Annotated in this window: 17 protein-coding genes; 10 read left to right on the forward strand and 7 right to left on the reverse strand. The window is 46.5% G+C overall.

What is annotated here, in order from left to right; translation table 11 throughout:
* The first annotated feature begins 12 nt into the window (after positions 1–12).
* The 7 genes from OQY15_RS11545 (at position 13) to OQY15_RS11575 (ending at position 9,242) form a co-directional block, all read left to right on the forward strand.
* Positions 13–1,074: a substrate-binding domain-containing protein gene (locus OQY15_RS11545; protein WP_265791769.1), complete on the forward strand. Its 1,062-nt coding sequence runs from the start codon at positions 13–15 to the stop codon at positions 1,072–1,074.
* A gap of 69 nt (positions 1,075–1,143) precedes the next feature.
* Positions 1,144–2,472 carry a sugar MFS transporter gene (locus tag OQY15_RS11550; protein WP_265791771.1) on the forward strand — a complete coding sequence of 443 codons (1,329 nt, stop codon included), beginning with the start codon at positions 1,144–1,146 and terminating at the stop codon, positions 2,470–2,472.
* Positions 2,473–3,132, forward strand: a complete 660-nt coding sequence (locus OQY15_RS11555) for a carbohydrate-binding family 9-like protein (RefSeq protein ID WP_265791773.1) — start codon at positions 2,473–2,475, stop codon at positions 3,130–3,132.
* 10 nt (positions 3,133–3,142) lie between these two features.
* Positions 3,143–4,690, forward strand: a complete 1,548-nt coding sequence (locus tag OQY15_RS11560; RefSeq protein WP_265791775.1) for a family 20 glycosylhydrolase — start codon at positions 3,143–3,145, stop codon at positions 4,688–4,690.
* Between the two features lie 20 nt (positions 4,691–4,710).
* Positions 4,711–7,251: a family 20 glycosylhydrolase gene (locus OQY15_RS11565; RefSeq protein WP_265791777.1), complete on the forward strand. Its 2,541-nt coding sequence runs from the start codon at positions 4,711–4,713 to the stop codon at positions 7,249–7,251.
* Between the two features lie 10 nt (positions 7,252–7,261).
* Positions 7,262–8,461, forward strand: a complete 1,200-nt coding sequence (gene nagA, locus OQY15_RS11570; RefSeq protein ID WP_265791779.1) for an N-acetylglucosamine-6-phosphate deacetylase — start codon at positions 7,262–7,264, stop codon at positions 8,459–8,461.
* 10 nt (positions 8,462–8,471) lie between these two features.
* Positions 8,472–9,242: a glucosamine-6-phosphate deaminase gene (locus OQY15_RS11575; protein ID WP_265791782.1), complete on the forward strand. Its 771-nt coding sequence runs from the start codon at positions 8,472–8,474 to the stop codon at positions 9,240–9,242.
* Between the two features lie 38 nt (positions 9,243–9,280).
* On the opposite strand, the gene OQY15_RS11580 is transcribed toward OQY15_RS11575, so the two are convergent.
* The 5 genes from OQY15_RS11580 to OQY15_RS11600 form a co-directional block, all read right to left on the reverse strand.
* The gene (locus OQY15_RS11580) at positions 9,281–11,116 is read right to left on the reverse strand and encodes an alkaline phosphatase (RefSeq protein ID WP_265791784.1); all 1,836 of its coding nucleotides are present in this window, start codon (positions 11,114–11,116) and stop codon (positions 9,281–9,283) included.
* Positions 11,117–11,238: 122 nt separating this feature from the next.
* Positions 11,239–12,771, reverse strand: a complete 1,533-nt coding sequence (locus OQY15_RS11585; protein ID WP_265791786.1) for a SusD/RagB family nutrient-binding outer membrane lipoprotein — start codon at positions 12,769–12,771, stop codon at positions 11,239–11,241.
* A 24-nt stretch (positions 12,772–12,795) separates the two neighbouring features.
* Complete coding sequence (locus tag OQY15_RS11590; protein ID WP_265791788.1) at positions 12,796–16,284, reverse strand: SusC/RagA family TonB-linked outer membrane protein; 3,489 nt, start codon at positions 16,282–16,284, stop codon at positions 12,796–12,798.
* 98 nt (positions 16,285–16,382) lie between these two features.
* Positions 16,383–17,282: a FecR family protein gene (locus tag OQY15_RS11595; RefSeq protein ID WP_265791790.1), complete on the reverse strand. Its 900-nt coding sequence runs from the start codon at positions 17,280–17,282 to the stop codon at positions 16,383–16,385.
* Positions 17,283–17,339: 57 nt separating this feature from the next.
* A complete protein-coding gene (locus OQY15_RS11600; protein ID WP_265791792.1) occupies positions 17,340–17,936 on the reverse strand; it encodes a sigma-70 family RNA polymerase sigma factor in 597 nt (198 codons plus the stop codon).
* Between the two features lie 177 nt (positions 17,937–18,113).
* Here OQY15_RS11600 and OQY15_RS11605 point away from each other — a divergent pair, with 177 nt between their 5' ends.
* The 3 genes from OQY15_RS11605 (at position 18,114) to OQY15_RS11615 (ending at position 20,509) form a co-directional block, all read left to right on the forward strand.
* Entirely contained in the window at positions 18,114–18,617 is a 504-nt protein-coding gene (locus OQY15_RS11605) for a hypothetical protein (protein ID WP_265791794.1), read from the forward strand.
* Between the two features lie 114 nt (positions 18,618–18,731).
* Positions 18,732–19,751, forward strand: coding sequence for a histidine kinase (locus OQY15_RS11610; protein ID WP_265791796.1), 1,020 nt, complete (start codon positions 18,732–18,734; stop codon positions 19,749–19,751).
* Complete coding sequence (locus tag OQY15_RS11615) at positions 19,748–20,509, forward strand: LytTR family DNA-binding domain-containing protein (protein WP_265791798.1); 762 nt, start codon at positions 19,748–19,750, stop codon at positions 20,507–20,509. Before OQY15_RS11610 ends, OQY15_RS11615 begins: the two co-directional genes overlap by 4 nt.
* A 47-nt stretch (positions 20,510–20,556) precedes the next feature.
* Here OQY15_RS11615 and OQY15_RS11620 read toward each other — a convergent pair whose 3' ends face one another.
* Positions 20,557–21,216: a DUF6266 family protein gene (locus OQY15_RS11620; RefSeq protein ID WP_265791801.1), complete on the reverse strand. Its 660-nt coding sequence runs from the start codon at positions 21,214–21,216 to the stop codon at positions 20,557–20,559.
* Positions 21,217–21,218: 2 nt separating this feature from the next.
* A complete protein-coding gene (locus OQY15_RS11625) occupies positions 21,219–21,860 on the reverse strand; it encodes a DUF6266 family protein (protein ID WP_265791803.1) in 642 nt (213 codons plus the stop codon).
* Positions 21,861–22,757 lie beyond the last annotated feature (897 nt).

Here is a 22,757-nt window from a genome sequence, read left to right on the forward strand (position 1 = left end):
AATTATTATTGTATGTCAGAAAAAGATACGGAGTTAACGGGCGTGAAGGAAATCGCCCGCAGGGCAAATGTTTCCATCGGAACGGTAGATCGCGTAATTCACGACCGCAAGGGGGTATCTCAAAAAACCAAAGATAAGATCAATGCGATTATTCAGGAGCTGGATTATCAGCCGAATATCTTCGCACGCAGGCTGGCTTCCAAAAAGCAACTGAAGTTTGCTGTGCTCATACCAAAGGTATCTGCAGAAACGGATTACTGGGAGGCACCCTTACTGGGCATCGCTCAGGCGAGTACCGAAATCAGTCCCTACGGAATTGAGGTAGAAAACTACCTGTACGACCTGAATGATAAAAACTCTTTTCTGCAGCAGATCGGCAAAATTGATCTTTCTGAAATACAGGGTGTGCTGCTGGCGCCGATTTTTATTGAGGAGTCTGAACATTTCCTGAGAAAACTGGAGCGAATTAAGATTCCCTATGTATTTATCAACTCTGATATCCAGGAACATAACAGCCTCTCTTATATTGGTCCTAACTTGTATCAAAGCGGATATTTATCTGCACACCTGATGAAGTATCTGGTGAAAAAAGAGGAAACAATACTGATCGTGAATATTTCCCATGAAATTGATAACCAGCATCACCTGCTGCGCAAAGAGCAGGGTTTCAGGAATTACTTTTTGGATAACCATTTAGATAACCCTATTATTAAACTGGATATCAAAAAAACAGATTTCAGCTTTGTGAGCAGCGCGCTCAGTAAACTCTTAAAAACTGAGCAGGTAGGGGCGATCTTCGTGACTAACTCAAGGGTCTCCACTGTAGCGAAATACCTGAAGAAGAATGAAACACAGCGTCCCATCGTCATTGGCTTTGATTACACAAAAGATAACATCTCTTATCTAAAAGAGGGAATTATCGACTTCCTCATCTGTCAGAAACCCAGGGAGCAGGGCTATAAAGGCATCATCGCACTGTATCAGAACATCGTACATGGAAAGACTGCTGAGAAGAATACCTTTATGCCAATTGATATTATCACTACTGAAAACTGTGATTTCTACGTGAACTAATTTCCGGCATCAGTACAATAAAATTTGGAACTGAAATAAATGTTTCGTTTATTCGTGTACGTTAACGTTATGGATAAAAAAGCTTATACTCAGTCACTTTTAATTATTGCCATCCTCTTCTTTGTATTTGGTTTCGTGACCTGGATTAATGCCATGCTGATCCCATATTTCAAGATTTGCTGTGAGCTGAGTAACCTTGAATCCTATTTCGTCGCCTTTGCGTTTTATATCTCTTATCTTTTCATGTCATTCCCTGCTTCCCTGCTGCTCAAGAGGGTGGGCTTTAAGAAAGGGATGATGCTAGGTTTCTGGATCATGGCTTTTGGGGCCTTTTTGTTTGTTCCCGCTGCACTTTTGCGCAACTACCCTGTATTCCTGCTGGGATTGTTTACACTGGGGGCCGGACTGGCGATCCTGCAGACAGCCGCAAATCCCTATGTGACGATACTTGGGCCAAAGGAAAGTGCTGCCATGAGGTTCAGTATCATGGGCATCTGTAATAAGTTTGCCGGGATTATCGCACCCTTGCTATTTGCGGCAGTGGTACTTAAATCATCCGATCAGGCACTTTTTGAACAGGTGAAGTCGATGGGCGCAGCAGAGAGAGCACCTATTCTTGATGAACTGATCCGCAGGGTGATCCTGCCGTATAGTTGTGTCTCGGTGATATTGATCCTGCTGGGGATACTGGTGAGATTTTCACCCTTGCCGGAAATTGATACCGATCTGGAGGACAGCCTTACCGCTGCAGCAAATAAAGATAAAGACAACATTTTTCAATTTCCTCATTTGATCCTTGGGGCATTAGCCATCTTTGTACATGTGGGTTCGCAAGTAATCGCCGTAGATACGATCATCGGTTATGCGCGGTCGATGGATATCTCCTTGCTGGAATCCAAGGTTTTTCCCTCCTATACCCTGGGAGCGACCATAATTGGTTATTTGCTGGGCATATCATTGATTCCGAAGTATATATCGCAGATTTTTGCTTTACGTGTTTGTGTGTGCATCGGGCTGCTGCTGACCTTCTGTATTATTTTCAGTCATGGCAGTCTGAATATTCTGGGCCATCAGGCGGATATCTCGCTGTGGTTTATTGTGCTGCTGGGATTTGCCAACTCGATGATCTGGGCAGGGATCTGGCCGCTGGCGATGGACAGGCTTGGCCGCTTTATCAAAGTTGGTGCGGCAATTCTCATCATGGGGCTGTCCGGCAATGCGGTGTTGCCGCTGGTTTATGGGCATCTTGCTGACACCTATGGTTTGCAGCAGGCCTATTGGGTCTTGCTGCCCTGTTACCTTTATTTGTTGTTTTACGCGTACAGGGGGTACCGGCTGAATCGCTGGGTCAGTTCGAAACCTTTCCGTACAACAGATGCTAACTTAAAATTGCTGTAAATGAAACTAGCTATACCATATCTTCATTCAGCGCATGACATCGGACTACCGGAGCTCCAGTCAATACTCGATCAGCTACCTGCAGTTCCGCTTTCCAATACATCATGGCCGAAATTCAATAGCGCCTGCAAGGCTGAGATGATCATTGCACATAGCAAAAAAGATATCTTCCTGAAATTTAATGTATCAAATGATTACTTCCGGACGGCTGAGCGGAAGATCAATGGAGAGGTGCACCGCGATAACTGTGTTGAATTTTTTATAGCATTTGATCGTAGCGGGTATTACTACAATATAGAGTTTAACTGTCTGGGTATTGGCAAGATGGCGTATGGCAGTGAGAAAGGGGACAGGACTCTTGCAGATGAAGCTACAGTTCAGCAAATACAGACACTCACCATTCAGGACATGGAAGGGGAGCACTTTAATTGGGAAATGACATGGCTGGTTCCTGCAGAGGTTTTTATTCATCAGGAGATCAGCACTTTTGAGGGCTTACAGGCCTCAGGGAACTTTTACAAATGCGGTGATGACTTGCCTGAACCTCATTTCCTGACCTGGAACAGGATCGACGCTCCGGCTCCCGACTTTCACAGACCAGACTGTTTCGGAGAAATCCACTTTTTAGCAGAAGCTGACACCATAAATTTAGTACCTTAACATGAAGACCATGATAAAAAGAACATTAGTACTGCTGATTTTGCTGACCACTGCTCTTGGCCAGCCGGAAACAGCCATAGCTGCTGCGTCAAAAGCAAGCCCTTTCCCGGTGCGTGGCTTTCACCTGGACCTGCGTATCCAGGCCATGCCCATGCCGGCACTGATGAAACTGGCACTGCAGCTCAGCAAAAATGGGATCAATACGCTGGTGATGGAATGGGAGGGAACTTATCCCTTTAAGGAAGAACCACTGATCCCCAACCGCTTTGCCTACAGCAGGGATGAGGTAATTTCCTTTATTGCGTATTGTAATTCGCTGCACATCGATGTCATCCCGCTGCAGCAGAGCTTTGGGCACGTTGAATATATTCTCAGGAACCTGAAATACAAAGACTTAAGGGAGGATCAGAAGGATTACTCCCAGGTGAATCCTTTAAAGGAAGCCGAAACGAAGAAACTTTTTACCACGCTGTACAAAGACCTGATCTCTACACATCACTCTCCCTATATCCACATCGGTGGCGATGAAACCTATTTACTGGGGCATTCTGAAGAATCCAAAAAGAAGGTAAAGGCAGTAGGTATGGGCAGGCTCTACGGGGATTATATCAGGATGCTCTGCGAAACCGTGGTTAGCCTGGGCAAGAAGCCTGTGCTCTGGGCAGATATTGCCCTGAAATATCCGGAGGCGCTGCAAGGGCTGCCAAAGGAAACGATCTTTATCGACTGGAACTATGGATGGGATATTAACCAGTTTGGCGACCACCAGAAGCTGATGCAAAGCGGGTTCGAGATCTGGGGCGCACCCTCTATACGTAGTCACCCGGACAACTTTTTCCTCACGCAGTGGGCCAAACATTTCAAAAATATTCATGATTTTGTACCTTTTGGGAAGAAACTGGGTTACAAGGGGATGATCATGACTTCATGGTCAACCTCAGGTTTGTATTCCTCAGTGCTGGAAAGCACAAAGGATGTGGTAGATCTGTATGCCATCAGGCGCGTATACCCGATCAGCGGTTTCAATATGCTGATCGCGGCCTTTCTGGAGAGTATCAAAACTGCCGAAGCATTGGATGTAGATGGATTTGTACGTAATTACAGCAAGACGCAGTATGGCTTTGATCAGGCTCAGTCCGGATTGTTCTGGAAGGCCATTACGACTACGCCCTTTGAGGTCACGCAGGGACAGCCGGTGAATACTTCGCTGAGTATCGACCAAATGCTGGACAGTACCAGATATGCGCTGAAAGTATTGACAGAACTGCAGCCTTCAAAAAATAAAGAGGAGTTTGAGCAATACAGGCTGATGACGGCGATCAGGGTTCAGTATCTTGCGTACCAGTCGATCGAAGCCCGGGCCAATGCACCGGAAATGACCGAAGCCGGTTTGCCTGCACTGCTGAAAGAACTGGATGCCTTGCAGCCTGAAGAACTAGATAAAAAATTTACCAGGCAGAATACCGGATATCTTTATCCTGCGGAGATCAGGCAGGAAAATGAACTGCGCAATGCGAAAATTGAGCTCCTGCGCGCAAGGTTAAGCCGTTCCAAATAGTAAACTAAATAGAAAAACCATTGTATAAAATTCTAACCATCTGCCTGATTGCTGTCTTCCTGACGAATACAGCCATGGCCGCAAAGCCCGGCCGGCAACAGCCTGACCCTAAAAAACTTGAACTGAACTGGTATGTTTATGAAAACAATTACCAGGGCAAAGACCAGACGCTGAATGGCCTGAGTATCCGCAATACCGGCGCGGACGCTTTACCGGCCACGGGCTGGAAGATCTATTTCAATAGTATCAAAAGAATGTCGGCACTGACCGCCGATGCCCGGTTTGTGGTGAAACATATCAACGGGGACTTCTACATGTTATCTCCCGGCAAAGACTTTAAAGGTCTTGCCTCGGGGCAGCAAATTGAATGGAAATATTTGTCCGCCGGCTGGGTAGTGAACGAAAGTGAATGTCCGCATGGCTTTTACCTCGTTTGGGACGATGCGGAAGATACGGGTTTTGCCATGAACGACCCTCTGATCCACGCTCTACCTGAAGATAAGATGAGCAGGTTCAAAGGAGATAAGGAGCTGACCCCAGCACAGCTGTTTGCTTTGAATCAAAGGGCTGGGACTGCCAGTGCTGCCCAGCGGATTTTTCCAAAGCCACTGAGCTACAAGGAAAATGCAGGATTTTACACCTTAAGCGCTTCCGGAAGTATCATCGCGGATCAGGCATTTGCTGTGGAGGCTGAACTGCTGAATGATGACCTGAAGTTATTATTTGGTAAAAAGTTTAAAGTAGCCAATACAGGTCAGCGCGCTGCGTTACGACTTCAGAAAGATAACTCTTTGATGGAGGACGAATATAAACTAAGTGTTTCTGCTGCAGGGATCCTGATCTCAGGAAAAAGCGCCAGGGAGATACATTATGGTTTGCAGTCGCTAAAGGTGCTGATTGATCCTCTGACACCTGCTACCAAGGTGCAAAATATCAAACTTAAATATGTGGAAGTGCAGGATCGCCCAAGATTTGGCTTCAGGGGCGTAATGCTGGATGTGGCCAGGAATTTTCAGCCCAAACAGGAAATCCTTAAACTGATAGATCTGCTATCATTGTATAAGTTAACCACGCTCCATCTGCACCTGAACGATGATGAAGGCTGGCGTCTGCAAATCAAAGCCCTGCCGGAACTGACTGACGTAGGTGCAAACAGGGGGCATACGCTCGACGAGCAGGAGCGGCTGATGCCATCGTATGGCTCCGGACCAGTGCAGGGGGTAAATTCCGGCAGTGGATATTATTCCCGTCAGGATTTTATAGACATACTCAAATACGCCGCCCGCAGGCATATCAACGTGATTCCTGAGATCGAAACTCCGGGCCATGCCCGTGCCGCAGTTGTCTCTATGCAGGCACGTTACAGGAAATTCATGAAGGCAGGGGATACACTCAAGGCCCGCGAGTACCTGCTCAGGGACCTTGCCGATACATCGCTTTACCACTCTGTGCAGCAGTGGAACGACCATGTAATCGATCCCTCGCTGCCTTCGGCATACCGTTTCCTGGAAACAGTGAGTGATGAAATCATTGACATGTACGCACAGGCCGCAGCGCCGCTGGAAACGATACATTTTGGTGGGGATGAAGTGCCGGCAGGCGTATGGACGGGATCGCCATCGGTGAATGCATTCAAAAAGCTGCATCCGGAAATTAAGCAGACTGCAGATCTCTGGGACTACTTTTTTGGCCGACTTTCAGACATGCTGCAAAAAAAGGGACTGTTTCTTTCGGGATGGGAGGAAACAGCATTGCGCAAATCTGCGGAGAACCCGCGGAGATGGATGCCAAACCCTTTATTCCTCGATAAGAACTTCCGGGTGAACGTATGGAATAATATGTCCGGTAATGAAGACCTGGCCTATAGGCTGGCGAATTCTGGTTATAAAGTGATACTTTCCTTTGTGACTAACTTCTACTTTGATATGGCCTATATCCGTCAGTTTGATGAACCCGGATTTAACTGGGGTGGCCTGATCAATATCGAGCAGTCGTTCAAATTCATACCCTTTGACTATCTGCGTAACCAGCATACCGACTATGTGAACAGACCTTTACCGGCTTCGATGCTGTCATCATTTGAACATTTAACGGCCGCAGGACAGAAAAATGTGGCTGGCTTACAGGGCTTACTCTGGTCAGAGACTGTGAAGACACCTGAGCGCCTGGAATATATGTACCTGCCAAGATTACTGGCATTATCAGAAAGAGCCTGGTCGCCCTCACCACAATGGGCAGCAGAAAAAGATAGCGTAAAAGCCAAAATATACTATGAAAAGGACTGGGCAAGGTTTAGCCATTCAGTATCCCGGGAGATGAGAAGGCTGGACAGCTATGCAGGTGGTTATCAGTACCGCATTCCTACGCCTGCCATCAGGATCCGTGGAGCTCAGGCCGAAGCCAATACTGACCTGCCGGGATTTGCCATTCGTTATACCACAGACGGATCGCTGCCCGACAGCAAAAGCAGCCTCTATGTGAAACCGGTTACTGCTTCAAAAAACCTGCGCTTCCGTGCCTTTAATACGCTTGGTAGGGGAGGAAAGGTTGCACATCCATAGTACAGCTCAAATGAAGAAGATTAAAATATACAATGGCCGGATCGTTACCCCACACCGTGTACTGCATGGGGGGTGTGTAGTGATTGACGATGGCAAAATACTGGAAGTGAGCACGAAGAATATCGATGTTCCGGATGCACTGGAGATTGATGCTGCGGGGCATTACGTGGCACCGGGCTTTATTGATATCCACGTGCATGGCGGTGGGGGGCACGACTTTATGGACAATGATCCGGACGGCTTTCTGGCAATTGCCAGGCTGCATGCGCAGTACGGTACTACAGCCATGATGCCTACAACGCTGAGCAGCGAGAAACAGGACCTGCTGGATACGCTGAAAATTTATGACGAGGTGTTTGACAAGAATAAGATGGGCGCAGCATTTGTCGGCATCCATATCGAAGGACCCTATTTTTCCATGCAGCAAAAAGGGGCTCAGGACCCCAGGTATATCAGAAACCCTGTAGCCGAAGAATACCGTGAGATCATCGCCGGTTCTGCACATATCAAACGCTGGAGTGCGGCACCGGAGTTGCCGGGGGCACTGGAGTTTGGGAAGTACCTTGCTGAAAACGGAATCCTGGCCTCGATTGCACATACGGATGCGATTTACGAAGAGGTATTACCGGCATTTGAGCAGGGTTTCAGACATGCTACACACTTCTATTCCTGTATGTCGGGTGTAACACGCCGCAATGCCTATCGCTATGCGGGGGTGGTGGAAAGTGCTTACCTGCTGGATGCGATGACGGTAGAGATCATTGCCGACGGCATCCATCTGCCGGCACCCTTACTGAAGCTGGTGCTGAAGATCAAGGGGGCCGACCGGATTGCACTGATCACGGATGCGATGCGGGCTGCGGGGATGCCCCCCGGACCAAGTATCCTGGGAAGCAGGAGAGATGGCCTGCCGGTGATTGTGGAAGACGATGTGGCAAAACTGCCCGACAGAAGTTCTTTTGCGGGTAGTGTGGCGACGATGGACCGACTGCTGAGGAACATGATCAACCTGGCGGATACTTCTGTGGCTGATGCGGTGAAAATGGCCTCGCTTACACCTGCGGAGATTGTCGGTATTGCCGACCGCAAGGGCTCTCTGCTGGCCGGCAAGGATGCAGATGTGGTGATATTCGATGATCAGGTGAATATTATGCAGACGATTGTCTCGGGCAGAAAGGTTTTTACTTCTCCATCATTTCTTGAAAAATAATTTGAAATACATGAATACGATCATTCCAATTATCAACGTAGAGGCACTGGAAGTTCTGGTCTTTGAAAACAGAACGCTGATGGGCGAGGTGGCTGCCGACGATGTGGCTTCCTGCATCCTTTCCCTGCTGGAAAAAAAGGCAGAAATCAATGTTGTCTTTGCTGCGGCACCTTCGCAAAACGATTTTCTCGCAGCCTTACTGCAGGAAGAGCTGCCCTGGGACAAGATCAATGCTTTCCATATGGATGAATACCTGGGACTACAGGCAGATGCCCCGCAGGCTTTCGGGAACTTTCTCAGGGAGAGGATATTTGATCGGGTCAGCTTTAAATCCGTACACTACCTCAACGGCTCTGCCAGCAGCGCATCCGCAGAAAGCGAACGTTATGCAGCACTTTTACAGCAGCATCCCGTGGACATTGTATGTATGGGCATCGGCGAAAACGGGCATATTGCCTTCAATGACCCGCCGGTAGCGGATTTTGATGACCCCCTGCTGGTAAAAAAGGTAATCCTGGATGAGCCATGCAGGCAGCAGCAGGTGAACGACAAATGTTTTGCAGTGCTGGATGACGTACCTCTGGAAGCACTCACCCTGACGGTTCCTGCCTTGATGAACGCGACCTTCATCTTTGCTATTGTACCCGGAAACAGTAAGGCGGAGGCAGTGAAGAATACCTTGCGCGGGCCAGTTGCAGAAAGTTGTCCGGCAAGTATCTTACGCAGACATAAAAATGCGCGTTTGTACCTCGATCAGCTAAGTTTTAGCAGGTCTGTATAAAAAAAAGAGGCCATCCCAATGGATGGCCTCTTACTTCATTATTTCAAAAGTGACACCACTTTTTTAGGGATGTCTGAGTTTTGGATAAAACCCGTAAAGTTTTCTGATCCCGGTCCGTAGCTGAACAAGGGCACAGGCAGACCTGTATGGTCGTTGGTGGTAAAAGTACCTGTGACCGCCCCGGTTTTATAATCCCCGTCGTAGATGATCAGTCCCCCGGTTTCATGATCTGAAGTAACCAGCACAAGGGTTTCTCCGTTTTCATCAGCAAACTTCATCGCTTTGCCAATCACCTTGTCGAAACTCAGGTACTCATCGATACACTGTTTGATCCTGTTGGAATGTCCTCCGCCATCAATTTTTGCACCTTCCATCACCAGGAAGAAGCCTTTTTTGTTATCTGCTGAGAGGTATTTTACACTTTCATCAAAGGCATTCTCGATCAGCCGGAAGTTGTCTGCCGGGCGGTCGCCATCAAAGCAGATCACTTTTTTTCCTTTCTGGTACGCAGGAAGCTGCGCAAGACCTTCGTACACCTCAAATCCCGCAGACTTAACCTTGTTCAGGATTTTGTTCTGGTTGGCGGCAAGGGCCGGATGATTGCCGGCGATGAAAAGTGAAGCCGGACTGTGCTGAATGTCTGAGGCAATACTGTCACTCTGGTCGCGTTCCACACGGTGTGCAAAAAAGGAAGAAGGGGTAGCACCGGTAATGCGGTCATTGCTGACGATTCCTGAGCGTATGCCCATCTTTGCCAGTGTCTCCGGCAGGTCGGGGATAGCCTTTCCCAGGGAGTCCATGCCGATATAGCGGTTATTGGTTTTCTCTCCGGTAGCCATCGCTGTGGCGCCTGCTGCAGAATCTGTATTGTAGTCATTTGCAGGTGCTGTATTGGAGAAGCCGATATGTTTGATGTTGGTGGCATTCAAATATCCGCCATTGGCGGTAGCTGCGGCCCAGAACTCTGAGAATCCAGCACCATCACTGATCAGCAGGATCACATTTTTGGGTTTCGACTTGTTGTTATCGCTTTTATAAGTGGGCTGGTATGCCGAATATTTCTGTTTGGCCAAGTAGCTGTTATTCTCATAGTTGTTGAGAAATTTAGCCATTTCTGCGGGTGAATCCGTGTTCAGGAAATCCACGCCCATTTTGATGAAAGCCTGCCAGCAGGTTTTGGTATCAGGGTTTCCCCAGAAACGCACCTGTTTGCCTACGCGGTGTACGGAGTCTACGAAATTCTTAGACTTGCGGTAATCTTCTTCTACCATTCTTCCGAGTCCGTTCCATTTACTGAATTCATGCAGTCCGGCGCTAAAAAAGGCCACCCGTTTGAGCTCTTCAGCGGTGTAGGGTGTGTTGCGTTTACCATCGAAAAAGAAGATCTCGTCAAAAGCTTTGAAGCGGTCGTGGTTGGGTGCATCGCCGGTGATCACCAGTTTTACGGCATCCGGGTTGTTCTTCACATCAAAATACTGACGGATAGGCTTCAGCTTTGCTTCGAGGCGTTTTAAGGCAGGCTCACCGGCTGTCTTCAGGTCGATCATCAGCTGAAGCTTACCGCTGTCGCGGTAAACTTTGTTATTGCCATTCAGTTTGATCTGCGCCAGAATAGGCTCGATGTACAATCGCTCTATTGTCCGTTTTTTATCAATGTCTTCCTTGTTGTGCGCTACATACAGCTCATTGTCGACCAGGAAAACATCAACTTCCATTGAAGCAAAATGATTGGCATGTGCCGTGTAAAAAGGTTGCGCCTGCAGGTAATCATTATGCGAATGCGTATTCTTTTTTACATCATATTGCTGTGCGTAAATCGCAGGAGAAACACCTCCCGTCAGGGCTGCCAGACAAAGCAGAGTTTTTATATTCATCTTGTTATTAGTTTGTTTTTCAATTGTTAGATGGAGCCTTTGATAATTACAATAATTATTGCTCTGCGTGCTTAATAATTATTGTAATTATGTCGGGTTCATCATCTTTATAATTTTAAAATTTATGGCTGAAACCACACTTTCGTATTGTGCGTCGGCATTACTCCGCCCATCGTCTGCTGTACAAAGGTAATGAGGTTTGGATTATTTTGCTCGTTATCGGAATAGGTATAACGCACAGGTATCGGCGATAATACAGAAGGCCCCGGAACGATCTGAGGATATCCCAGTCTTCTCCATCCAGCCCAGCCTTCGAAACCATTGAGGTACGAATCTATCCACAGCTGCTCAGCAATCTGTTTGATCTGGTCTGTAGATGATAAACCTACAGTAGCCTGTGCCAGGTACTCGTTCTTTTGTGCCTCAGAAATGAAAGGCGTTTCGGTTTGTGAAGCAGATGCTACAGCCGGCCATTTCTCCAGCGAAGCTTTCAGTGCTTCCATGTAGGTTTGTGCTGCCGACCCACTTACGCCCATGCCGCGTTGTATTGCTTCGGTTTTTAGTAAAAGCAACTCTGCATAAGTCATCAGGAAGGCACGGTTTTCCTTACGGATGCGTTTCCCGATCACGGAATAATCGTCTTTATTTAAACCTGTACGCGCATATTCTGCATTTTGTTCCGCATCGCTGTAGCCTGCACGCAAGCCTCTGTAAACCAAGGGAACAGCAGGGTTGGTACGATTGGCATTATAAGAGTTTTTTGTAGGTGCCGCAAATATCTGTAAACGCGGGTCATTCTTGCTCTTCAGCAGGTTCACCATCACATCACTGATCCTGGTATTGCCATTGAAATCAACACCGCTGCCGTCTGATGGCGGATTCTGGATAAACCAGGAATACAGATCGGTATTGTTGTTATATACCAGGGTAGCCTGATCGCTAACGCTTTCAAACACCGGGTATTCTGCGGGATTGTTGAAGATGGCGGTTACCGCTGCTTTGACATCCACTTTGGCCGACTGCCGCATGAGGATACGTACCTTCAGGGAGTTTGCAAATTTCCTCCACCTTGCGGCATTGCCACTGAAAAGGATATCCCTGGCGATTATCGCTCCGGCAGGTAAAGCCTTAAACTGCTGATTTGCAGCTTCCAGATCGGCCAGCATCAGCCCGAATACTTCCTGCTGCGGCTGAAAGTGCGGGAACTCCATGCCAGCTATATTTCCCATACCCGCTTCATTGTAAGGGATATCGCCATAGGCATCACTCATGAGCGACAGGATATAGACTTTGAGTACACTTGCAATGGCAGTATACTGTGGCTGCGAAGTTGAAGTACCCAGCTCACGCAGCTGATTCACATCTTTCAGCAAACGCACCGGGGCATTCCATTCTTCACGGAAGGAAGCGCCGGTAAGGTTATACCTGCCGTTATCTTCACTGGTACCACCCAGCCATGCCAGGTGCTGTACATATTGCCCGGCTTTATTGCCACTGCCGTTCATGGAGTTGGCAGCACCACTGATCAGGGGCGGGAGCAGCATCTCTGGTGGTACTGTTGCCGGATTGTTGGGGTTGATATTGATTTCTTCAAATTTACTGCAGGAGCTGAAGAGTATCATTAAACTGCCTGCTATAAGAGAGAACTTTTTCATATGTCTTTGTAAAGAATGTTATTGTTAAAAGTTTAAACTAAGTGCCAGTCCGAGGCTTCTGGTTGAAGGCAGGGACATGGTTTCCACTCCCTGGAACTGACCGTCATAAGAGGAAACCTCAGGATCGATGTTAGGCACGTCTGACCATAACAGCAGGTTTCTGCCGACAAATGATATCGAACCATTTTTTACCGCAATCTTTTTCATCAGCGATGCAGGAAGAGCGTAGCTTAACTTCAGCTCTCTCAGTTTCACGTAGGAAGCATCGAAGGTGGCAATGTTATCATTGTCATAATAGGCACGCCAGTAATTTCTGGTAGTTACGGCCACGCCATTTGGATTTTTTGTATCCAGATCGGTACCGATACCTACCATCGTTCCGCCACCATTGGCATCTCTGTTGACCAGTGATTCTTTCAGCGCTCCGGATTTGATCCCCTCGATATAGGTACGTGAGTGTACCACGCCGCCTTTCTGGATGCTCAACAGGGCACTCAGCGAGAACTTCTTGTACCTGAAGTTATTGGTGATACCCGCAGTATAGTCAGGGTTTACGTTTCCGAGGTAACCCCAGTCGCCATTCTCCTCCTGTGGCAAACCATTTCTGTGTGTCAAGCCGGAAGGATTATAGATCAGGTAATCTCCGTAGAGCGATCCGAAGGAGCCATCGCCCTTGGTATTCAGCGTACGCAACTCCAGACTGGCCCATTTTTCGAGCTGACGGATCCTTGAAACACCAATGTTCTCTGCAAGTGAGATGACCTTATTGCGGTTCAGCGCAAAGTTTACCGACAGGTCCCAGCTGAAGTCTTTGTATTTCAAAGGGGTAGCGCTCAGCATCACCTCCAGACCTCTGTTGCTCATTTTACCGACGTTCATCAGTTTGGTATCATAACCTGCTGAAGGGTTTAGCGTTACAGGAATAATCAGGTCGGTCGTGGTACTCTTATAGTAAGTTACGTCGAGGCCAATTCTGTTGTCCAGGAAACGTGAGTCGAAACCAAACTCATAAGAATCCACTTTCTCCGGGCGGATATCAGGGTTGGGATAGTTGTTGTTGTGTACGGCCACCGTTTCTCCGGCCCATCCTTGTGTCACCTGGAAGTTTGCTGCCGTCTGGTAAGGCTCCAGATCCCTTCTCACCGAGGATACGCTTCCTCTCAGTTTCAGGTAGCTTAATGCTGTACCTTTGATATCCCAGAGTTCTGATGCCAGTACACTCAGTGATGCCGAAGGGTAGAAGTAGGAGTTGTTTTGTTTTGGCAGGGCGCTCGACCAGTCATTCCTTCCCGTCAGGTCGAGGAAGATTGCGTTTTTGTAACCAAACTGCGTAGTGGCATAGATCGAGTTGATCTTTTTTTCTGAACGCGCGTTGCCGGCAATCACCGGAATGGCATTGTTAGACAAGTTGTACACGTTAGGAATCGCCAGGCGGCCGTTGATGGCTCCCAGGCGTCTTGATTTCTGCGTCAGCAAGTTTCCCCCTGCATTGGCATTAAAGCTAAAGTCGCTTTTGATCTTTGTATCAAAGCTCAGTAAGAAATCGTGGTTGGTTTCCAGGAAATATACATCGTCCTCCTGGTAATATCCGTTTACATATTGCGCTGAAGAATTCGCATGGCGCATCGTACGTTTATCGTTATAGAAATCGCGTCCCGTTCTGACCATCAGTTTCAGGTTGGGCAGGAAGTCATAGTTGAACTTCACATTACCATATACCCTGTCGCGGTTGTTGCCATTGAGGTTTTCATGCGCAACAAAGAAAGGGTTGTTCAGGCGTGCACCATTGGCATTGTAGATCGGCGTATTCTGCATCGTATTGGAAGTTCCCGGTTTCCAGTAGTTCCTCAGGTTATCAATGTTGAGGTTCCTTGGCATAAACAGGAAAATGTTCATGATGGCCTCCTCATTTTTTGCACCATAGCTGGAACGGTTATCACTGGCGGTATTCACATAGTTCATGTTTACGTCTACCTTAAACTTCGGCGTGATGGCATATCCTGCGTTTAATCCAAGCGTATTTCTGCTCAGATCCGTGTTTTCCACGATTCCGCTCTGCTCCAGGTTGGTGTACGACAAGCGGAAGTTCAGTTTATCCGTACTGTTGGAGATGGACAGGTTGTTGGTAAAAGTCTGCCCGGTAACGAAGAAGTCTTTCAACTGGTTCGGGGAAGCTACAAATGGTGTAGCCGAGCGGCGTCCGGTCGCAGGATCAACCGGTGAGTCCCACTGCGGAATCAGTTGTCCGTTAAGGGCAGGACCCCAGTTTTCGAGCACGTTATCGTTGATACCGCCACCCTGACCATCCACATAGGAGTACTGACCATCGCGACCCTGACCATACTGGTACTGATAATCAGGTAACTTCAAAGGAGATTCAAAACTGGCCTGCGAGTTGAAGGATATTCCCACACCCTTGCTGCCTTTTCCTGATTTCGTAGTGATGAGCACCACCCCGTTTGAAGCCCTTGAACCATATAATGCAGCAGCATTGGGGCCTTTCAGGACAGTGATCGACTCAATATCATTCGGGTCGATCTCACCTGCGGCATTTCCGTAATCCACTTCGCCTTCACCGGCGGTAAGGTTTGGATTGTTAAAATCCTGTCTGCCGGTAAAATTCCGTGTAGACTGCTCATTGTTATTACTTACAGGCACACCGTCTACCACAAACAGCGGTGAGTTATTATAATTATATCCGCTCACAAAGTTCTGTCCGCGGATCTGGATATTTGATGAGGCACCGATACCACCTGAGGAGTTGGTGATCTGCACACCGGCAACACGTCCGCTTAAGGTATTCAGCAAGTTCGTTTCATGTGATTCACGGATGAGGTCGCCATCCACTTTCTGTACCGAAAAACCGATAGATTTTGCCTCCCGTGTGATGCCCAGTGCGGTTACTACCACCTCGTTCAGCTTATTGTCATCCGCGGCAAGCGAGACATTAATCACCTGTTGTGAACCTACAATCACCTCTTTTCTGGCGTAGCCGATGAACGCGAATACCAGCACTGCATTATTGTCGGGCACCGAGATCTGGTAATTTCCGTTTTGGTCGGTCACCGTACCGGTTTTGCTGTCCCTGACCATGATGCTTACACCGGGCAGGGGAGAGCCGTCGGCAGCATCAGCAACCTTTCCTGAAATCGTTTTTCTCTTTGCCAGGATAATAGAGTTCTCATATTCCTGATAAGAAATCGCATAGGGGGTAAGCAGTGTATTTAGGATATCATTCAATGGAGCATTCTGAAAGCTCTCCTGTCTGATGGTTACCTGTTTAAGGTTAAGTAATGCCGGATCATAGGCGAATTTGAGACCTGTTTTAAGTTTAATCTTATGGATGGCAGATTCCAGATTTTCTTTGCTGAAAGAAATGGAAAACTTCTTTTCAAGAATCCCCGAGCTGATGGCGGCGCTGGCATCAAACCTGGCGCTGAACAAAAACAAGAAGAATAGGCAGCATCCTGTAATCGTCGGTATGCTGAATACCGGAAGTATAAATTTTTTCATATGTTTGATTAAGTGTTTATGCATTTAAAATGGACCTGATGCCCCGGGCATCCTGTTCGCGGGCCGTCGTCACTCCAATGATGACGGCCTTCTTATTTTTACTGAAGCGTTATTTTTCCATTGCTCTCCTTTAATTTAAGTCCGTGAATTTTTGCTATGATTTTCGATGTGCCTAGCGCATCTTTTTCTTTGTCGATCGTTAAGGTATATCTGAAGCGCTGAATCTTCGGGTTGCCGGCTTCGAGTTTTGCGCCATAGAAACTGCTGAACACTTCGCTGAGCTCGCTGAAGCTCACATTGTCCAGGTCGATGGATTTTCTCCTCCATGCGGCTACCGATGACAGGTGTACCTGATCTGAAATATAGCTGCCTAAGACAATATCGTAGGTAATGCGTTTACCTTTGGTGAGTAGTCCGAGCAGCCTTTTGCTGTCAGAAACCTGCACTTTACCTTCAGAAACGCTGACTTCAGTCTGTCTGGCTTTCAGGTTATTGCGCACATTGAACGCTGTTCCCAATACCCTTACTACGAGTTTGCCCGACTCCACGATGAAAGGGTGTGAGGGATCACGTTTGATTTTGAAGTAGGCCTCTCCGCTGCTGAGTTTTACGTTACGTTTGTCACTGCCGAAGTTGGAAGGTACTGCCAGTGCCGCACCGGGATGAAGTGTGACGAGAGAGCTGTCTGCAAGTCTGAGCACTCTCGGCTGGCCCTGATCTGTGCGGTAAACTTTCCAGGCTACTGCACGGCCGGCTGGTTTGGATCCCGGCTGGCTTTTGAAGAAAATCAGGGCGGCAGAGCCCAGAATCAGGACTGCAGCAGCAGCCTGAAGGATCCTCAGTTTAATTTTCCGCACCGGATGAATCTCCAGGTAAACCCTGCTGAAAATCTCTTCGGCTATACGCTCACGGTCTGCTGCATCTTTAAACACATCTGTTGGCAGGTCGTCATTATGCTGCGCAAACCAATCTTCAGCTTTTATTTTCTTCTTCCCCATATACATACTTATCATCGCCGGTGGCGGAAAGTACTTCTGAAAGGTGTTATGAAAAAGTTAAAGTTCTGTTAAGAAAAACAGGAAGAGGACGGTGAGATTCTGAGGGTCGGAGTAGTAGAGTTTGATCCTTTTGCGAAGCCTTTCCAGTGCCTGGGAAATGTTATTTTTGATGGTCTGTTCAGACAGGCAGAGTTCTGTGGCAATCTCGCGGACAGATTTATCTTCATGCCTGCTGAGCACAAAAGCTTTGCGCATGGTGTCTGGCATTCCATCGATTTCTTCCTTAAAAAAGGCTTCCAGTTCGGTAGCTTCGAGGCTGGTTTCGATGGAATGTTGTACCTGTTCTTCCTGGAAGAAGTTTTCACGTGCGAAGCTGGCTTCGTTCTGTTTGTACAAGCTGATGGCCCTGTTTTTTGCTGCACGGTTGAGGTAGGGTGCCAGGGTACTTTCGATGGTAATTTCTTTTCTTGATATCCAGAGGTTGACGAAGATATTCTGGACGATGTCTTTGGTGGCATCTTCATCCAGTAACCGGCGGTAGACCATGGTGTAGATATCTGCCCAATAGCGGTCGTACAGTATTCTGAAGGCGGTTTCGTCTCCTTTACGAAGGGCAAAAAGAAGCTGGCTGTCTGTATCTGAAACAGTGTACATATCTGCAGGTAAAGGTATCTTTTGCAGGTTAAGGCAAAGTTAAATCAGAATTATGATGCAAGAATTTTATTTTTAAATCGTTGTAGCGTATTGTGTTTTGTTTACGTTTTAGCAGACGAGTTACCTATTTTTCTTGTCTTGCGCCAGCCTTCGTTATTAACGTAAATCTCAATTCATATGAAAAAATTTATGCTTGTTTGTGTAATATTATTTATTGCTAATGTAGGATGTAAAAAAATGAATGTTGACGGTGGCGGCCTGTGCGGCTGCTCTCCTGTAGAAAGCCCTGAATTTAATCTGGCGATCAGAAATAATGCAGGCGATGACCTGTTGAGCAATTCAAGCAGCGGAGCCTATAATAAAAGTAATATCCAGCTGTATAGAAAAGATGCGGAGGGTAAAGCGGTTCCGATTGTTTTTAGTATCAGACAGCCTTTTTCTTATGGTGACGAAAAATTCAAATATAACCTGCTATTTACATCAGACATCCGTTTCAATCCGGAAACTCAAAAAGATGTGATCTATCTGAAGCTGGGAGATGAACCTCCCTATGAACTCACTATGCAGCTGAAGCCGAATGGTCGGTATTCTGTACAGCAACTGCTCATTGATCAGAAAGAAGCGGAAAAAGGGGAGGGCAATCTGGCTAAATTTGTATCAGTTTATTACCTGAACAAATAGTCTGCCTTTTACTTCTGTAGAATTTCGCAGTTCATTTTGTCCATTTCATTGGCGAATATGTTCTGCTCAAAATGAATTGGAAACCACCATTGATTAATTGAATACATTTGTACCATGTACAAAGCCTATCAGATCAAGTGGTGTCTCATTCTGTCCGGGATATTTGCCATTAGTACGCTGTTCCTGCGACAGGGCAATACTGTAAATATTACCATATGGGAATATCTGGATTACATGCTCAGGCTGACATTTTATATGTCTGTCTGCTGGATGATCCATGCGACTTTTATACTTCATCATATCAGTTTCCTGACTGGCCTATCGAAGTTCATCATCGGCCACCTGATCGGGATTGTAGTGATCGTGGTGTTGGGGAGGTTTATTGCCTCTGTATTGCCAAGTAATCATTTCATAGACCCTGCAACTCCCCTGAACAATGTCAGAAGTATATTGCACGCGTTTTTCGCTGGCTTTATCCTAAACGTCATCTGCTATGGTGCTTTTTACAGTATCCATACCAATTCGGAACTACAAACATCCAAACTGGAGAACGAGATCCTGGAGCAGGCGCACCTGAGGGCCCAGCTGTTGTCATTGCAGCAGCAGATCAGTCCGCACTTTCTGTTTAACTCCCTCAGCACACTCAATGCGATTGCGCCCGATCACCACACCAAAAATTATATCGTTCAGCTGGCTGCAGTTTACCGCTATGTCCTGAATTTCAATGAACATTATCTCACGCCACTGCGCGACGAACTGATTTTTATCAAATCATACCTGTACATCATGAACCAGCGTTTTGATGAGGCGCTGCAGGTGACGATCGAGATCTCCGAAGAGCACCTCAAGCTGATGATCCCACCGCTGTCGCTGCAGTTGCTGGTAGAGAATGCCATCAATCACAACATGTTCTCGATGCAGCAGCCTTTACATATCATGATCAGAACGGACCAGACGCCGGCACTGGTGGTGGAAAATGACCACCGCCCCAAGAAGGTGCTGGAAGGAGGTTCGGGTACAGGCCTGGGACTAAAGAACATCAGCGAGCGCTACAGGCTGCTGGGAAAAACTACGATTGATGTTTCTGCTGATGCCGGCAAATTTTGTGTTACCTTGCCTTTACTTCCAAAATGAGAGTAATTATTATAGAAGATGAGATCAGGACAGCCCAGCAGCTGAAAAAGATGCTGGAGCAGCTCGACAATGAGATTGTTGTGGAGGCGGTTTTACATTCTGTGGCCTCTGCGATAGAGTGGCTTCAATCGAATGCCACTCCTGAACTGATATTCTCAGATATCCAGCTGAGCGATGGTCTGAGTTTCGAAATTTTCAAAGAAGTGCAAACGGATGCTTCAGTGATTTTCTGTACGGCATTTGATGAATATGCGATCAGGGCATTTGAGTCTAACAGTATTGATTATCTCTTAAAACCTATTGAAGAGGATATGCTGCACAATAGTGTAGAAAAATACCTGCGTTTAAAAGAGCACCTGATCAATAGTTCCCAGCAGGTGACAAACAGGAATAAGGTGATCCAGCAGATGGATACGAGCTACAAGCAGAACCTGCTGGTGCATTACCGCGAAAAGATCATCCCTATACGTGTGATGGAAATTCAGGTAGTGTATGTGCTGAATGGAACTGTTACCATCTATACTTCCGGTTCTGCCAGTTATGCCGTGCAGCATACCATTGAACAGCTGGAATCGATGTTTAACCCCCAGCAATTTTTCAGGGTAAACAGGAAATTTATCGTCAACCGGGATTTCATCGTCAACATAGAGCACTACTTTAACCGCAAACTCTTTATTACTACCAAAAATGAGCTGCCCGAAAAGATCATTGTGAGTAAAATCCGGGTGCAGCCATTTCTGAAATGGGTGGAGCAGTAGTAAGTCTCAAAGGCTGCCGCAAGAGTGCGACAGCCTGAAACTGATCATTAAGGTTTTACACGTACTTCGCCAAGGTATTGCGTCTCTGAGACCAGTTTTTTATCTGCAGACCGCATGAATAGATAACAGTGAACATCCTGTTCCTTAGTGATGTAAGGTATTTCTGCGCGGATATTTAAATCATTTCTGATGGCTGTCCTTGTAGCAAATCTGAATTCGCCATGATAAGGGAAAACTACCACGAGCACAACCTCGTCATCCAGCCGGGTATATTTGTTTGGCAAAGGATTAAGCTTCCATGTCAGGTTTATCACACAGTCATCCTCAGCAGAGATTGATGGTTGCCAGGCCTTCTGGGTCTTTCTGATCGGGTTGCTTAACCTGAGTTTTTCAAAGTCAATGATACCATTCGTCTGGTCAGTGGCCAGCGCATTGTAAAAGTGCCAGGATACTGCAGCATTGAAAGCACTCATTTTGGGCTTTGGACCTTGCTGATATCCCATGTTGATAATATCAATTGCATCCTGCAAAAACTCGTTGAGCCTCTTAAAGGCTTTAGTATGTTTCTCCTGCTCTTCAGACTTCTCTTTACCGCGTTTGACAGGTTTACATCTTACTGTTCCTACACCGTAAGATTCGCTGAGTACTACCGGACCGACTTTGCCGACGAAATCACCAATAGGTGAGCTACTTGATTTCCTTCCCATAATTACCAGTTTAATTTTCCGAGATAAATACTGTTTGCCATATCTGAGTGGTCATTGGTGACAAAGGAAATAAAGATTTCAGCCTCATAACCCTGTTCTACGCCAATCAGTGGGAGCAATTGTTCTCCGACACCACGCTCCGCGCCGCCGATTTTATACACCACTTCTTCAAGTTCCGGGAAATAGGCCAGCAAAACCACCTGGTCACTGTGATGACTTTTACCCTCTTCAATTTCGTTACTCCAGGTAAATTTCAGACCTTTCTCTGTCATTTCCACCTTTTGAGTTTTTGCAGCGGGCAGATTACCCTGGGTGATCAGCAGCTGCTGCAAATCTACGCTGCGGTTCATGTCTCTACCTTGCAACGCATTTTCCCAGATATGGTTCGCTATTGCGTTGTGAGGATTCATTCCTTTCGACTTCGCAACATGCTGATAACTGAACTTCACAAAATCGTCAAAGGGTTTCAGAAATTTGGAGATCATTGTTAGTGTTACATTTTGTGCCTCCTGGTTCTCTGTCCTGGGTTTAGTGCTCTTTTTGTTTTTCTTTTTTACATAGGTAATACCATTGATCTGGTAATACGTCATACCATCAACTGTACCTGAATAGCCCAGATAAGGGCCGCTTACGACACGTGCCATAAATAGATAAATTTAAGTTAAAAATTAAACCGTTGGTATTCTAAGAATCAAAATACTCAGAGCAAAGCAGGGGCTACAATGTAGTGGTTTCAGGTATTCAAATCCGGGTACAATTATGACAAACTTAAAATACTTTCAAAGGTAAGGATTGTTTTGTAAATTAGTATGGTATTTTTGAAAAATAATGTTTCACAGGAAGACGATGTTGTTGTAACATGTAATTCTATATCTCCTTTACTGCTCTTTTGTTATTGTTCGTACTTTGTTCGGGCTATGTTATGGGTTAAACTATGGTTTAACTAAGGTTGAGCTATACTCGTACTATACCATGTTTACCCTATGTAGACCCCAACTTTACCCCAACTTTACTTAAGGGGTAAAGTTGGGGTGGGGATGGCGTAAAGTTCTGGTAAAGATGGGGTAAACATGGTATAGCCTGGCTATAGTTTGAGTATAGTTGAGGGATAGTTTAACCCTTAACGAACCTCGAACGAAGTACGAAGGAATACAAAGAGGTTACAGTTCAGAGCGGGTAAGGTGGCCTTTGCCACTATAAATCGATTTTTTAAATTTAAGAAGAAAAACTTAGATTATAAGCATAAACTATCGTGCATGATGTGATAGATTTTTGACCTTAAAATATAAATATGAAAAAGCATGAGATTATTATGGGCAATCCCTTAAATCGAAAAGAATTAAAAAAGGTCAAGGGTGGTGGTTCTATCTCCGACCCAGGTTCTCCAAGCGGCGGAGGTGATGGAGGGTCATATAAGTGTTGTTGGACAGGGACATCCAATTGCAGTGTTTGTGTCCCCTGCACCTCTAGTTGTACCTGTGTTAGTGGCGCAACCCTAACTGCCTGTTAAAATACAAAGTATTATCATCTCTCAAGGTGGA

Source organism: Pedobacter sp. MC2016-15, from assembly GCF_026239695.1.
Lineage (GTDB): Bacteria > Bacteroidota > Bacteroidia > Sphingobacteriales > Sphingobacteriaceae > Pedobacter.

Excerpts from the sequence above, each read along its gene's own strand:
- OQY15_RS11585 (WP_265791786.1), bottom strand. The coding sequence starts at position 12,771 with ATGAAAAAGTTCTCTCTTATAGCAGGCAGTTTAATGATACTCTTCAGC.
- OQY15_RS11575 (WP_265791782.1), top strand. The coding sequence starts at position 8,472 with ATGAATACGATCATTCCAATTATCAACGTAGAGGCACTGGAAGTTCTG.
- nagA (WP_265791779.1), top strand. The coding sequence starts at position 7,262 with ATGAAGAAGATTAAAATATACAATGGCCGGATCGTTACCCCACACCGT.
- OQY15_RS11610 (WP_265791796.1), top strand. The coding sequence starts at position 18,732 with ATGTACAAAGCCTATCAGATCAAGTGGTGTCTCATTCTGTCCGGGATA.
- OQY15_RS11560 (WP_265791775.1), top strand. The coding sequence starts at position 3,143 with ATGATAAAAAGAACATTAGTACTGCTGATTTTGCTGACCACTGCTCTT.
- OQY15_RS11620 (WP_265791801.1), bottom strand. The coding sequence starts at position 21,216 with ATGGGAAGGAAATCAAGTAGCTCACCTATTGGTGATTTCGTCGGCAAA.
- OQY15_RS11545 (WP_265791769.1), top strand. The coding sequence starts at position 13 with ATGTCAGAAAAAGATACGGAGTTAACGGGCGTGAAGGAAATCGCCCGC.
- OQY15_RS11595 (WP_265791790.1), bottom strand. The coding sequence starts at position 17,282 with ATGGGGAAGAAGAAAATAAAAGCTGAAGATTGGTTTGCGCAGCATAAT.
- OQY15_RS11550 (WP_265791771.1), top strand. The coding sequence starts at position 1,144 with ATGGATAAAAAAGCTTATACTCAGTCACTTTTAATTATTGCCATCCTC.
- OQY15_RS11615 (WP_265791798.1), top strand. The coding sequence starts at position 19,748 with ATGAGAGTAATTATTATAGAAGATGAGATCAGGACAGCCCAGCAGCTG.
- OQY15_RS11600 (WP_265791792.1), bottom strand. The coding sequence starts at position 17,936 with ATGTACACTGTTTCAGATACAGACAGCCAGCTTCTTTTTGCCCTTCGT.
- OQY15_RS11625 (WP_265791803.1), bottom strand. The coding sequence starts at position 21,860 with ATGGCACGTGTCGTAAGCGGCCCTTATCTGGGCTATTCAGGTACAGTT.
- OQY15_RS11555 (WP_265791773.1), top strand. The coding sequence starts at position 2,473 with ATGAAACTAGCTATACCATATCTTCATTCAGCGCATGACATCGGACTA.
- OQY15_RS11590 (WP_265791788.1), bottom strand. The coding sequence starts at position 16,284 with ATGAAAAAATTTATACTTCCGGTATTCAGCATACCGACGATTACAGGA.
- OQY15_RS11580 (WP_265791784.1), bottom strand. The coding sequence starts at position 11,116 with ATGAATATAAAAACTCTGCTTTGTCTGGCAGCCCTGACGGGAGGTGTT.
- OQY15_RS11605 (WP_265791794.1), top strand. The coding sequence starts at position 18,114 with ATGAAAAAATTTATGCTTGTTTGTGTAATATTATTTATTGCTAATGTA.